General features: G+C 72.4%; 13 protein-coding genes. 8 read left to right on the top strand and 5 right to left on the bottom strand.

Translation table 11 applies throughout. The annotated features are described in order from the left end of the window. Positions 1-17 precede the first annotated feature (17 nt). Positions 18-206, bottom strand: coding sequence for a DUF5302 domain-containing protein (locus ABD194_RS16765; RefSeq protein ID WP_343993427.1), 189 nt, complete (start codon positions 204-206; stop codon positions 18-20). Between the two features lie 156 nt (positions 207-362). Beyond that, positions 363-710 (bottom strand): hypothetical protein, encoded by a 348-nt coding sequence (locus ABD194_RS16760; protein ID WP_343993425.1) that lies wholly within the window; start codon positions 708-710, stop codon positions 363-365. A 232-nt stretch (positions 711-942) separates the two neighbouring features. Here ABD194_RS16760 and lpdA point away from each other — a divergent pair, with 232 nt between their 5' ends. Genes lpdA through ABD194_RS16745 form a run of 3 tightly spaced genes read left to right on the top strand, consistent with a single transcriptional unit; the run spans position 943 to position 5,175 of the window. Then, a complete protein-coding gene (gene lpdA / locus ABD194_RS16755; RefSeq protein ID WP_343993422.1) occupies positions 943-2,322 on the top strand; it encodes a dihydrolipoyl dehydrogenase in 1,380 nt (459 codons plus the stop codon). Positions 2,323-2,353: 31 nt separating this feature from the next. Further along, positions 2,354-4,231, top strand: coding sequence for a 2-oxoglutarate dehydrogenase, E2 component, dihydrolipoamide succinyltransferase (gene sucB, locus ABD194_RS16750; RefSeq protein WP_343993420.1), 1,878 nt, complete (start codon positions 2,354-2,356; stop codon positions 4,229-4,231). Positions 4,232-4,266: 35 nt separating this feature from the next. Further along, positions 4,267-5,175, top strand: a complete 909-nt coding sequence (locus tag ABD194_RS16745) for a TIGR01777 family oxidoreductase (RefSeq protein ID WP_343993418.1) — start codon at positions 4,267-4,269, stop codon at positions 5,173-5,175. Here the strand turns inward: ABD194_RS16745 and ABD194_RS16740 are convergent. Together ABD194_RS16740 and ABD194_RS16735 are read right to left on the bottom strand one after the other, a co-directional pair. After that, positions 5,153-6,832: a serine/threonine-protein kinase gene (locus ABD194_RS16740; protein WP_343993416.1), complete on the bottom strand. Its 1,680-nt coding sequence runs from the start codon at positions 6,830-6,832 to the stop codon at positions 5,153-5,155. The genes ABD194_RS16745 and ABD194_RS16740 overlap by 23 nt on opposite strands. A gap of 90 nt (positions 6,833-6,922) precedes the next feature. Continuing rightward, positions 6,923-7,990: a Gfo/Idh/MocA family protein gene (locus tag ABD194_RS16735; protein ID WP_343993413.1), complete on the bottom strand. Its 1,068-nt coding sequence runs from the start codon at positions 7,988-7,990 to the stop codon at positions 6,923-6,925. Positions 7,991-8,026: 36 nt separating this feature from the next. On the opposite strand from ABD194_RS16735, the gene lipB reads away from it, so the two are divergent. The 5 genes from lipB (at position 8,027) to ABD194_RS16710 (ending at position 12,646) form a co-directional block, all read left to right on the top strand. Further along, positions 8,027-8,686: a lipoyl(octanoyl) transferase LipB gene (lipB, locus tag ABD194_RS16730; protein ID WP_343993410.1), complete on the top strand. Its 660-nt coding sequence runs from the start codon at positions 8,027-8,029 to the stop codon at positions 8,684-8,686. A gap of 55 nt (positions 8,687-8,741) precedes the next feature. After that, positions 8,742-9,701 (top strand): ABC transporter ATP-binding protein, encoded by a 960-nt coding sequence (locus tag ABD194_RS16725; protein ID WP_343993408.1) that lies wholly within the window; start codon positions 8,742-8,744, stop codon positions 9,699-9,701. Beyond that, the gene (locus tag ABD194_RS16720) at positions 9,698-10,744 is read left to right on the top strand and encodes an ABC transporter permease subunit (protein WP_343993406.1); all 1,047 of its coding nucleotides are present in this window, start codon (positions 9,698-9,700) and stop codon (positions 10,742-10,744) included. The genes ABD194_RS16725 and ABD194_RS16720 overlap by 4 nt, the downstream gene beginning before the upstream one ends. Before the next feature lie 139 nt (positions 10,745-10,883). Next, on the top strand, positions 10,884-11,909 hold the full coding sequence (gene lipA / locus ABD194_RS16715; protein WP_343993404.1) for a lipoyl synthase: 1,026 nt from the start codon (positions 10,884-10,886) through the stop codon (positions 11,907-11,909). 5 nt (positions 11,910-11,914) lie between these two features. Further along, positions 11,915-12,646, top strand: coding sequence for a DUF4191 domain-containing protein (locus ABD194_RS16710; RefSeq protein WP_343993402.1), 732 nt, complete (start codon positions 11,915-11,917; stop codon positions 12,644-12,646). A 144-nt stretch (positions 12,647-12,790) separates the two neighbouring features. Here ABD194_RS16710 and ABD194_RS16705 read toward each other — a convergent pair whose 3' ends face one another. Continuing rightward, positions 12,791-13,276: an RDD family protein gene (locus ABD194_RS16705; protein ID WP_343993400.1), complete on the bottom strand. Its 486-nt coding sequence runs from the start codon at positions 13,274-13,276 to the stop codon at positions 12,791-12,793. Positions 13,277-13,328: the final 52 nt, after the last annotated feature.

Here is a 13,328-nt window from a genome sequence, read left to right as displayed (position 1 = left end):
GTGGTGCCCGCGCGGGCTCAGCCGCCGGACTTGCGGCGGAACATCTGCTGGGCCTTGGCGGGGCCGTGTGCACCGTGCACCTTCGTGCGGTCGTGGTCGTCGGAGACGTCCTTGCCGCCGTGCGCGTGCTTCTTGTCGAGGGCAGCCCGGAACCTCGCCTTCATCTCCTCGCTCGGGCCCGTGGGCGCGCCATCCTGCTTCGCCATGTCGAGAACCTCCTGTGTGCTGTGGCGCCGAATCCGGCACGGACTGAACATCTTCTTCGACCCTGTCAGCGAACGTCCGCCGGGTCCACCCGGTTTGCGGACGAAGCAGCCAGGGCTCGTGTGCGGGGTCTCCTGCCGGACCGGTGACGGGCCGGCTCAGGCGTCCCCCTGACGGCGACGTCTGCTCCACTCGCGCATGCGGTTGGGGTAGCCCGTCTTGTTGACGTCGTAGACCGGGATGCCCAGTCTCTGGCTGAGCTCGAACCCCTCCTTGGGCGAGCCGACCGCGCGGCGCGTCCACTCGCCGTCCCAGGCGATGAGCACGATCGTCGTGGTCGTGACGCTGGTGGCCGGTTCGACGTACGCCTCGACCCCGAGGCGCGAGTCGACGAAGGCACGAAGGTGCTGCTCGACCGCCTTGCGGTCGATCTCCATCTCCGGGCCGTCCGAGCGGCCCGCACGGCCTGTGCCCCTGCGCCCGCCGCGCCGTGAGAACCAGCCCATGGCGGAACTGTACGGGTTGGAGCCGTGCGGGGAACGCGAGCGCGCCGAGGAGCACGCGGGAGCACGCGGGAGGACGCGGGAGCCACCACCTGCCTGTGCCGCCCCAGCGGATCAATGACAAGATGCTCCTGCACCCCACACCTCCTCGGTCGCCCGCATGCCCGGCCCTCCCACCGGCCTCCCGCGTGCGCGGCGGCGGGAGCAGGCAACTCACCCGAAGGAGCACATGCACATGCCGGCTGATGCCGCAGGCGACTACGACGTCGTCATTCTCGGTGGAGGGTCCGGCGGCTACGCCTGCGCCCTGCGGGCGGCAGAGCTGGGCCTGTCCGTCGCGCTCGTCGAGAAGGGTCGGCTCGGCGGCACGTGCCTCCACCAGGGCTGCATCCCGACCAAGGCGCTGCTCCACGCAGCGGAGGTGGCCGACGTCGCCCGCGAGGGCGCGTCCTTCGGTGTCAAGACCACGTTCGAGTCGGTCGACATGTCGGGCGTCAACGCCTACAAGGACGGCGTCATCAGCCGCCTCTACAGGGGCCTGCAGGGCCTGGTGAAGGCCGCGAAGATCGACTACGTCGAGGGCGCCGGCGTCCTCGACGGGCCGCACACCGTCGTCGTGGGCGACCGTCGCGTCACCGGCCGCAACGTCGTGCTCGCCACGGGCAGCTACGCCAGGTCGCTGCCCGGGCTCGAGATCGGCGGTCGCATCATGACGAGCGAGCAGGCCCTGTCCATCGACCACGTCCCGGCACGCGTCATCGTGCTCGGCGGCGGTGTCATCGGGGTCGAGTTCGCCTCCGTCTTCAAGAGCTTCGGCTCCGAGGTCACCATCATCGAGGCGCTCCCACGGCTCGTCGCCGCCGAGGACGAGGCGATCAGCAAGCAGCTGGAGCGCTCGTTCCGCAAGCGCAAGATCGCCTTCAAGACCGGCGTGCGATTCGCGGGCGCCACCCAGCAGGGCGACGTCGTCACGGTCTCGCTCGAGTCCGGCGAGACCATCGAGGCCGACCTGCTCCTCGTGGCGGTCGGCCGCGGCCCGGTCAGCGACGGGCTCGGCTACGAGGCCGCCGGGATCACCGTCGACCGCGGCTTCGTCCCCACCGACGAGCGGCTGCGCACCGGCGTCGAGGGCGTCTACGCGGTCGGCGACATCGTGCCGGGCCTGCAGCTGGCCCACCGCGGGTTCGCCCAGGGCATCTTCGTCGCCGAGGAGATCGCGGGCCTCGCGCCGGCGCCCATCGAGGAGAGCGGCATCCCCCGAGTCACCTACTGCGACCCCGAGATCGCGAGCGTCGGCCTGACCGAGGCGCAGGCGCGCGAGCAGTACGGCGACGTCGCCACCTACGAGTACAACCTGGGCGGCAACGGCAAGTCACAGATCCTCGGCACGCAGGGCTTCGTCAAGCTCGTCCGCCAGGTCGACGGACCGGTGGTCGGCGTCCACATGATCGGGGCCCGGATGGGCGAGCAGGTCGGTGAGGCGCAGCTCATCGTCAACTGGGAGGCGCACCCCGAGGACGTCTCCGGTCTCGTCCACGCACACCCCACGCAGAACGAAGCGCTCGGCGAGGCACACTTGGCCTTGGCGGGTAAGCCCCTGCATGCACACGCTTGAGCCAGAAACTGGGAAGAGGAGAAAACACGTCATGTCAGAACGCGTGACCATGCCGGCCCTGGGTGAGTCAGTCACCGAGGGGACCGTCACCCGCTGGCTGAAGAACGTAGGTGACCGCATCGAGGTCGACGAGCCGCTGCTCGAGGTCTCGACCGACAAGGTCGACACGGAGATCCCCTCCCCCGTCGCGGGCACCCTGCAGGAGATCCTCGCGCAGGAGGACGACACCGTCCCCGTCGGCGCCGACCTCGCCGTCATCGGCGACGGCGCTGCTCCTGCCGGTGGCGGCGACGCCCCCGCGGCCGAGCCCGCTCCGGCGCCCCAGGAAGAGTCCGCACCTGCCCCCGAGGCGCCGAGCGTCGACCAGGAGCCGCAGCCCGCCACGAGCGAGCCCGAGGCCGCACAGGCCCAGCAGCCCCAGGCGGGCGCGTCGTCGTCCGAGGGCGGCGAGGGCCAGACGGTCACGATGCCGGCCCTGGGCGAGTCCGTCACCGAGGGCACGGTCACGCGCTGGCTCAAGGCCGAGGGCGACGAGGTCGCCGTCGACGAGCCGCTCCTCGAGGTCTCGACCGACAAGGTCGACACCGAGATCCCCTCCCCCGTCGCGGGCACGCTCACCAAGATCCTCGTCCAGGAGGACGACACCGTCCCGGTCGGCGCCGACCTCGCCGTCATCGGTGGCAGCGCCCCGGCCGCGGCGCCGGCGCAGGCCCCTGAGCCCGAGCGCCGGCCCGAGCCACAGCAGGCCCCCGAGCCCGCGCGTCCGGACACCCCCGCCCCCGCTGCCGCCGAGAAGGCGGCAGAGACGCCCGCCGCGCAGGAGGCACCCGCCCGGCAGGGCGAGGAGACCGCGGTCGAGGCGGCGGGCAAGCCCGCCGACGCCGAGCGCCCGCCGGCCCAGCAGTCCCCCGAGGCACCCGAGGCACCCGAGGCACCGGCAGCAGCACCCGCGGCCACGCCGTCTCGCGACGACGCCGCCGCCTACGTGACGCCGCTCGTGCGCAAGCTCGCCGCCCAGCACGGCGTCGACCTGGGCGCCGTCACCGGCACCGGTGTCGGTGGCCGCATCCGCAAGCAGGACGTGCTCGACGCCGCCGAGGCCGCCAAGGCCCCGGCTCCCGTCGCCGAGCAGCCCGCGGCGGCGCCCGCACCCGCAGCCCCCGCGGCCTCGAGCGCTCCGGCCGCAGCCGGCGCCGTCTCCCCCAAGCGCGGGACGCGCGAGAAGATGAGCCGCCTGCGCAAGGTGATCGCCACCCGCATGGTCGAGTCGCTGCAGGTCTCGGCGCAGCTGACGACCGTCGTCGAGGTCGACCTCACCAAGGTGGCCCGCCTCCGTGCCCGCGTGAAGGGCGAGTTCGAGGCCCGCGAGGGCACCAAGCTCAGCTTCCTGCCGTTCCTGGCCCTCGCCGCCACCGAGGCGCTCAAGGCGCACCCGATGGTCAACGCGAGCATCGAGGGCGACGAGGTCGTCTACCACGGCACCGAGAACCTCTCGATCGCCGTCGACACCGAGAAGGGCCTCATCGTCCCGGTGGTCAAGAACGCCGGCGACCTCAACATCGCCGGGCTCGCCCGCGCCATCGCCGACGTCGCTGCGCGCACCCGCAGCAACAAGATCACGCCTGACGACCTGGCCGGTGGCACCTTCACCATCACCAACACCGGCAGCCGCGGCGCGCTGTTCGACACGCCGATCATCAACCAGCCGCAGGTGGCGATCCTCGGCACCGGCGCGATCGTGAAGCGTCCCGTCGTGGTCACCGACGCCGACGGCGGCGAGACGATCGCGATCCGCTCGATGATGTACCTCGCGCTCTCCTACGACCACCGCATCGTCGACGGGGCGGACGCCGCCCGGTTCCTGGCCACGATGAAGGCACGTCTCGAAGAGGGGCAGTTCGAGGCCTGAGCCCCGGTCGTCGAGGACCCACCAAGGAGCACCACATGACGAAGCGCGTCGCCGTCACCGGCTCGTCCGGGTTGATCGGCGGCGCGCTTCGTCGTCACCTGACCGAGCGCGGCGACGAGGTCGTACGCGTGGTGCGCCGGCCGCCGTCCGGGCCCGCCGAGGTCCGGTGGGACCCCTCCCACGGCACGCTGGAGGACGGTGTGCTCGACGGCGTCGACGCCGTGGTGAACCTCGCGGGCGTCGGCATCGGCGACCGGCGCTGGAACGACGAGCACAAGCGCGAGGTGGAGCGCTCACGCACCGACGCCACGGGCACCGTGGCGCGGGCGCTCGTGGCCCACCAGGAGCGCACCGGTGCCACCGTGCGCCTGGTCAACGCCTCCGCGGTCGGCTACTACGGCGACCGCGGCGAGGAGCGTCTCACGGAGACCAGCGAACCCGGCAGGGACTTCCTCTCCGGGGTCGTCGTGCGCTGGGAGGCAGCTGCCCAGCCCGCGGTCGAGGCCGGCATACCCGTGGCGTTGACGCGCACGGGGCTGGTGATGGCTCACCGGGGCGGGGCGTTCGAGCAGGTCGTCCGCCTCGGCAAGCTCGGCCTCGGCGGCCCGATGGGCACGGGGCGTGAGTGGTGGCCGTGGATCACGCTCGTCGACGAGGTGCGGGCCATCACCCACCTGATCGACCATCCCGAGCTGCTGGGGGCCTTCGACCTCACCGCCCCCGGTGTGGCCCGCCAGAGTGAGATCGCAACTGCCATCGGCAAGGCGTTGTCGCGTCCGGCGCTGGTGCCTGCACCGCGCTTCGCGCTACGGGCGGTGCTCGGCGAGTTCGCCGACTACGTCGTCGCCAGCCAGCGCGTGGAGCCGGCAGCACTGCTGGCCTCCGGCTTCACCTTCGAGCACCCAGACCTCGACAGCGCCGTCAGGTGGCTGGTGCAGCGCTGATCGCGCTGATCCGCCACCCCTGACGCCCCCGCACGAGGGTGAAGTCGAGCTCGCGCCCCATGTCGGCCGGCTCCTTCGTCCGCGTGTGTCCGCTCCTCACGACGACGTATGCCGTCCAGTCGATGCGTGCACGCAGCACAGCGACCGTTGGTGAGCCGGAGACGAACCGGGCCTCGGCCACCTCGAGCCGCAGGCCCTGCCACCGCGTGTCTGCCTCCACGAGTGCGCCGACGAGCTCGTGGTCGCTCGCAAGGCTTGCCGAGCCGGGCGCGTGGACGGCCCTGAGCGTCCCTGCGTCGCGGGCCGTGAGCGCGGACGCGCGCCGGTCGCTCAACACCTGCAGCACGTCCTCCGGCCGGTTCGACGGGCTCGTCGGGTCGCGCAGGAGCGCATCGGCGCCGGCGCCGCTCGCAGCTGCCGGCGGATCACCGGGAGCGGACGTCGTGCCTCCCGCCAAGCCGCCCGACCCCGACGCCGTTCCTGGTCGCGGGCTCGGAGCCGCCCGAGCCGCCGACGGGCCCGAGGTACGAGGCAGCGCCGTGGTGGGGGTGGTGGACGGAGACGCCGCGGGCACCTGCGCCGCCAACGCCCATCCCGCCACGGCGAGGAGGGGCACCGCCACCACGGTCGATGCAGCCGTGGGCCGCAGCCATCGGGGCCAGTGGGACCAGCCCGCTGCCTGCAACCACCTCGGCAGCGCCGACCAGCGCCCTCCGCGCAGCCACCCTGACCCACCTGCCGCTCCTGGACGTGGCCACGCCGACCACCGACCGCCACGGTCGCCCGCCAGGCTCGGGGCCTCGACGACGGCCTGGGCCCTCAGGCGGTGTGTCAGAGCCGCCGCCGGGTCGGCGTCGACCACGACCTCCACCGGCTCGGGGGCGACGGCGTCGTAAAATAGACGGGCGAGCTCTGCGGCGCCAGGCCGGCGCTCGGGCTCGGGGTCGATCGCAGCGGCCACGACCACGGCGAGCTCGGCTCCCACATGGCTGACGACCGTCTCGGGGTCGAGGCGCATCATCGTGTCGGGAGCGCCGTTGCCGGTCAGGCAGAACCACGCGACCGCGCCCAACGCGTACACGTCGGCGGCGTCACCGGGCTCGGACCCCAGCCGCACCTCCGGGGCCACGAAGCCGATCGTCCCGTGGACGGCGCCCGGGGTCGCACCCGCGACCCGCACTGCGCCGAGGTCGAGCAGGACGGGTCGGCCCTCGGGAGTCACCATGACGTTGGACGGAGAGATGTCCGAGTGCACGCCGCCGGCGGCGTGCAGGTGCGCCACGGCCTCGCAGATGGGCGTCAGCACGGTGACCACCTCACCCGCTCGCAAGTGGCCGCGGCTGCGCACCATCCCGCCGAGCCGGGCGCCCTCCACGAGGTCGAAGACCAGGGCCTCGCGGCCGTCGGCCAACGGCACGACCGAACGCAGCGGCACCAGGTGGTCGTGCTGGACGGCCAGCAGCACCTGCTGCTCCACGAGGGACGCCTCGTCGTCGACGGCGTTGCCACCGCGGTGCGGCACCTTGATGGCGACCCGCCGCCCCGCCGCGTCCGTTCCCGACCACACGACGGCCGAGGCCCCGGCGCCGAGAACGGCATCGACGCGGTGTCCGGGAACCTGCGGCCGGTCGATCTCGCCCACCTCGTTGGTGCTCACCCGGTCATGCAAGCAGCGGCGGCGGGTGACGCGCGCGTGTCATCCACAGGCGAGAGCCGGGTGGGGTACGGGCCCGGGTCGGCCCCCGGGTCAGGGCGTCTGCCCGGGAGTCACCACCTCGACGACGCGGCCGTCGCGGGCGCTGATGCGCGCGGCGTCGAGGACTGCGAGGACGTGCACCGCGTCGCGTGGGTCTACGGGCATCATGGCCTGCGGGTCGGGGGAGGCCACCGCGGAGGCGACAGCCCGGTAGAAGTTCGCCTGGTCCGCGTCCGTCACGGCGGGACCCGGCACCCGCTCGTCGCCGCGTACGACCCAACCCACCGCGTCGCCCGCGTTCTCGAACTCGGTGAAGGCACTGACGTCGTCGAACTGGCGACCGATGACGAAGCAGCCGGCGGAGCCGTTGACGCGGGCGCGTGGGCCCGGAGCACCGTTGACCGAGCTCGACATGACGTGGCTGACGACGCCGGAGGTGTGGCGGCACGCGAGGAAGGTGTCGTCCTCCGCGACCGTGGTGCGGGCATCGACCTCGGCATAGACGGAGTCGACCTCGCCGTGCAGGAGGACCGCCTGGTCGACGAGGTGGGTCTGCAGGTCGAGGAGCAGCCCGCCACCCTCCTCGGGCGGCACCTGCTCCCGCCAGCGCTGCTTGGGCACGGGCCGCCACCGGTCCCAGCGGTACTCGGCCCGCCAGATCTCGCCGACGAGCTTCTCGTCGCGGACGGCCCGCAGGGCCGCCAGCTCGGGGTCGAAGCGACGGTTGTTGAAGACCGTCAGCGGCACCCCATGGTGCGCGGCGAGGTCGACCACGGCGAGGGCCTGGCTGGCGTCGACGGCAAGGGGCTTGTCGACGACGAGCGGGAGACCGGCGGCGATGACGCGCTCGGCCTGCTCCGCGTGCACGCCACTGGGTGAGGCGAGCACGACGAGCTCGAGGTCCGGGACGCCCAGCAGAGTCTCGAGGTCGGGCACCACCTCTGCGCCGGGCAGCTCGGCACGCGCCGCGTCCGCGCGTGCCGCGTCCGCCGTCGAGACCGCGGCGACGGTGAGGCCCGCCCGGCCGATGAGCGGGGCGTGGATGCCCCGCCCGGCGGACCCGTAGCCGACGAGTCCGACGCGCAGTGGGGCGGACGGGGACGGGTCGGTAGGAGGCATTCCGGCATCGTATGCCGCCCGGCGTAGGGTGCTCGCATGCGCTTCGTCCACCTCGGCCTCGACCCCGACTTCGTCGACTACGAGCAGGCGTGGCAGGTGCAGCGCGACACCCACGCGAAGGTCGTGGCGGGCGAGGAGCCCGACACCGTCTACCTCCTCGAGCACCGCGCCGTCTACACGGCCGGCAAGCGCACCGAGCCGCACGAGCGACCCAAGGACGGCACGCCGGTCATCGACGTCGACCGCGGCGGCAAGATCACCTGGCACGGCCCCGGGCAGATCACCGGCTACCCCATCGTCCGGCTCCCGGCCCCCATCGACGTCGTCGGCTACGTCCGGCACATCGAGGAGATGATGATCCGGGTCTGCGCCGACTTCGGCGTGGAGGCCGGCCGCGTCGCGGGTGAGAGCGGCACGTGGATCGCGGAGGACGACCGCGGCCCGCGCCGCAAGATCGGCGCCATCGGCATCCGGGTCAGCCGCCAGGTCGCGATGCACGGCTTCGCCTTCAACTGCAACCCCGACCTGTCCTGGGGCGACGTCATCATCCCCTGCGGCATCGTCGGGGCAGGGGTCACGTCACTGTCCTTCGAGCTCGGCCGAGACGTGCCGGTCACCGAGGTGCTCCCGCACGTCGAGAAGCACCTCGCCGACATCCTCCCGACGCTCCGGCCCAACCAGCGCGTCCTCACCTGAGACACGGCTGCCACCCCTAGGGTGTGCTCACAGCCGACTCTCAGGGGGAGAAGCCATGGACGTCGCCGTCCGCACCGTCAACCTGCGCAAGACGTACCTGAGCCGGGGGTCGCGGCGTGTCGCCGTCACCGGCCTGTCGATGACCGTGCCGCTGGGCGGGGTCCACGGGTTCCTCGGACCCAACGGCAGCGGCAAGACGACCACGATCCGCATGCTGCTGGGGCTGGTGCGCGCCGACTCCGGGACCGCCGAGGTCTTCGGCGAACGGGTGCCCGCACGGCTGCCCCACGTCATCGACCGGGTCGGCGCCATCGTCGAGTCGCCGAAGTTCTTCCCGCGCTTCACCGCCCGGCAGAACCTGGCCCTGCTCGCCGGTGCCATCGGCACGCCTCGCCACCGCATCGAGGAGGTCCTCGAGGCGACGCACCTCGCGGACCGGGGGCACGACCGGTATGCCGGCTTCTCCCTCGGCATGAAGCAGCGGCTCGCGATCGCGGCGACGCTGCTCAAGGACCCGGACCTGCTCATCTTCGACGAGCCGACCAACGGGCTCGACCCGGCAGGAATCCGGGAGGTCCGCGACACGATGAGGAGCCTCGGCGGCCAAGGCAAGACGGTGCTCGTCAGCTCCCACATCCTGGCGGAGGTCGAGCAGGTCGCCGACACGGTGTCGATCATCGGCCACGGCGCACTGCTCGCCGAGGGCCGTGTGGGCGACATCCTCGGCGGCACCGGTGTCGCGCAGGTGCGCGTGGGCGTGGCCTCACCGGACCGCGCGGCCGAGGTGCTGGAGGCCGACGGCTTCCCCGTCACCCGCGACGGGGGCCAGCTCGTCGTCGGCACCGACGACCCGTCGGCGGTGACCCGGGCTCTCGCGGGGCACGGTCTCTACGTCGCCGAGCTCGTCCCCGTGCGCGCCGACCTCGAGTCGGCCTTCTTGGCTCTCACCGCGCACGAGGGCCTGGGCAGCGACGCCGACCGGGTCGCCGGCCAGGTGCAAGGGGGTGCGGCGTGAGCAATACCCTGATCTCCCCCGACTCCCGCCCTCGCGCCGACGTGCGGCCGCACGGCACCTCGATCGCGGGCCTCGTGGGCGTCGAGCTGCGCCGGCTCTGGTGGCGCCGCCTGACCAAGGTGGCGGTCGTGGCCGTCGTGCTCTTCATCGGTGCCACCGTCTACAACGCGTACAACGAGAGCTCCCCGGAGCGCATCGCCCGCCAGCTCGACGACTACCGGTCCATGCAGCAGGAAGTGCCGCGGATGCTCGAGCAGTGCCGCGCGGCCCAGGCGCAGGAGCGCGAGCGCAGCGGGGACTCGTCGGTGGACCTCGGCTGCGAGCAGCAGCAGCCACCGACCCTCCAGGACATGGGGCTCGTCCTCCCGGACGCCGACACCATCACCGTGGGCATCGCCCAGGCAGGCGCCCTGCTCCTCGCGTTCGTCGCTCTCCTGCTGGGGGCGAGCTTCGTCGGTGCGGAGTTCGCCAGCGGCTCGATGGGCACGTGGCTGACCTTCGCGCCGCGACGCCTCCGGGTCGCCGGCACCAAGCTGGCCGCGATCGCGGTGGGTGCAGCCGCCCTCGCCGTGCTGGCGCTGACGCTCGCGAACCTCGGCGCACGGATGGTCTCGGTCGTCAACCGGCCCGGTTCGGACCTGCAGCTGCCGAGTCCGCCTGCCCCTGACGAGCCGCTCGCCCTCCTCGGCCTGCGAGTGGTCGCGCTGGTGGTCGGCGCCGGGCTCGGTGGTGCGGCGCTGGGCCTGCTGCTTCGGCACACCGCCGGCATCATCGGCGTCGTGCTCGGCTACGCCGTCGTCGTCGAGGGTTTCGCGATGAACTCGCTGCTCCAGGGCCGCCTGCAGCAGTGGTCGGCGTTGAAGAACATCCAGGCGTTCGTCGAGAAGCGCGCGACCTACTACGCCGAGGACTGCACTCCCTCCCGGTGCGACTTCCGGGAGCACACGCTGAGCTACACCCACGGCTGGGTCTTCCTCCTGTGCGCCGTGCTGCTCGTGGTGGCGGTCGGGGTGCTCTCCTTCCGCCGGCGTGACGTGAGCTGACCGCTCGGCCGAGCGTGACGGCATACCCCGGCTGTCGTATGCCGTCCGCCCGGCTCCCGGCGGCCGTCCCGGCTGTCCAGCCCTGTCGGCAGGTGGGCGTAACCTGTGCTGAGCAGCCAAACCCCACCAAGGAGCCCGTGTGTCTGTCGTTCCCGACGGCCGTCGTCTGCTGCGCGTCGAGGCGCGCAACGCCGAGACCCCCATCGAGCGCAAGCCGTCCTGGATCCGGACGACCGCGAAGATGGGTCCGGAATACACCGCCCTGCACTCGATGGTCAAGAGCGAGGGCCTGCACACGGTGTGCCAGGAGGCCGGCTGTCCCAACATCTTCGAGTGCTGGGAGGACAAGGAGGCCACCTTCCTCATCGGGGGCGACGTGTGCACGCGTCGCTGCGACTTCTGCGACATCGCCACGGGGCGCCCGACCTCCCTCGACCTCGACGAGCCGCGCCGGGTGGCCGAGTCCGTGGCCCGGATGGGGCTGCGCTACTCCACCGTCACCGGTGTCGCCCGCGACGACCAGCCCGACGGCGCCGCCGGGCTCTACGCCGAGACGATCCGCCAGATCCACCTGCTCAACCCCAACACCGGCGTCGAGATCCTCCCACCCGACTTCGGGGCCAAGCCGGAGCTCGTCGGGCAGGTCTTCGACGCCCGTCCCGAGGTCTTCGCGCACAACCTCGAGACGGTGCCGCGCATCTTCAAGCGCATCCGTCCGGCCTTCACCTACGACAAGTCGCTCCAAGTTTTGACGATGGCGCGCGAGGCCGAGCTCGTCACGAAGAGCAACCTCATCCTCGGCATGGGCGAGACCGACGTCGAGATCGAGGAGGCCATCCGCGACCTGCACGACGCCGGCTGCGACGTCCTCACCATCACCCAGTACCTCCGCCCGTCCAAGCTGCACCACCCCATCGACCGATGGGTCAAGCCGGAGGAGTTCGTCCACTGGTCCGAGGTGGCCGAGGCGATGGGCTTCAAGGGCGTCATGGCCGGCCCGCTCGTGCGGTCGTCCTACCGCGCCGGGCGCCTGTGGGCGACCGCGATGCGCAAGTGGGGGCGCGAGATCCCCGAGCACCTGTCGCACCTCGCGGAGGCCGCCGAGTCGCCCGCGCGCCAGGAGGCGGCGTCGTTGGTGGCGCGCGCCCAGAGCGCCGTATCCTGAGCACCATGGCACGCAACAACAAGGACGGCGACGCGAGCTCGTCGGAGAAGAAGCAGGGACGGCTGTCCCAGGTCCTGGACGTCTATCGGATCTCCAAGCAGGCTGACCCGCTCATCGGCTGGTACATGCTGCTGTCGTTCCTCGTCGTCTTCGGGGTGCTGCTCGTCGTCGGCTTCCTCGTCAAGCTGCCCTGGATCCTCGGGATCTTCGGCGTGCTCTTCGGCATTCTCGCCGCGACGATGATCATGAGCCGCCGCGCCGAGCGTGCCGCCTACAGCCAGATCGAGGGCCAGGCCGGTGCTGCCGGCGCGGCGCTGACCTCCATCCGCCGCGGCTGGTACACCGAGCGCGAGCCCGTGGCCGCCGACGTCGCGCGGCCCGGTGACATCAGCTCCGCAGCCATGGTCTACCGCGCCCTGGGGCGCCCCGGCGTCGTCCTCGTCGGCGAGGGTCCGACCGGCCGCGTGCAGAAGCTGCTCGCGGCCGAGAAGAAGCGCGTCGAGCGCGTCGCCCCCGGTGTCCCGGTCACGACGCTCCGCGTCGGCTCCGGCGACAACGAGGTGCCCCTGCCCAAGCTCGCGAGCAAGGTGCAGCGCCTCAAGCCGCAGATCACGAAGGACGAGATGGCCCTGGTCAACAAGCGTCTCAAGGCGCTCGGTGGCCTGCGCGCTCCCCTGCCGCCGGGTGTCGACCCGACGCGCGCCCGCATGGACCGCAGGGCGCTCCGGGGCAAGTGAGCCGCACCTGCAGCCGGTCGGCTCGGTAGCGCCCGATCGGTTCGACCCCAGATGTATGCGGAAGGCCTGGCCCCCACGGGAGCCAGGCCTTCCGCCTACACCAGCTGTTCTCGACGGCGGCGCCGCGTCCTCGCGGCGGTGGGCTCAGCGCAGCCGCACGATGACGGTGCCGGGCACCTTGTCGTGCAGGCCACGCCCGTCCCGGTCCCACACGACGGCGGGGATGAAGAGGCACAGCAGCAGGGTCCGCACGATCGCCTGCAGCGGCAGCACGCGGCCCGTGCCACCGAGGGAGCGGACCTGCAGTCCCGCGATGCGGTGGCCGATGGTGAAGCCGACGGTGCCGACGAGCAGCAGGTGCATGACGGCGAACACGCCCAGCACCACGAAGCCCTGTGCGCCCGACGCCGGCGGCTGCGAGAACGGCAGGGGCACTCCGAACAGGCCCCGGGCGATGAGCGAGGCGATGCCCCAGTCGATCAGGACGCCGACGACCCGGATGCCGAAACCGGCCAGCGAGCCGGGACCGCTCGGGGGAAGGCCGAGGTGGCGGCCGCGGTACTCGTCGTCGGCGCTCGTGCGAGCTCTCGGGCCCTGCAGCCAGGAGCCCATGTCCTTGCGATCAACCACGGCTCCAGCGTAACGAGACCCGGGCGCTGCCCCGAGCGCGGCCCGGCCCAGA

Origin of the sequence: Terrabacter terrae (genome assembly GCF_039529575.1) — a bacterium.
Classification (GTDB): Bacteria; Actinomycetota; Actinomycetes; order Actinomycetales; family Dermatophilaceae; genus Terrabacter; species Terrabacter terrae.
Note: the sequence above shows the minus strand (reverse complement) of the source record. Positions and strands in the feature narration are given on the sequence as shown.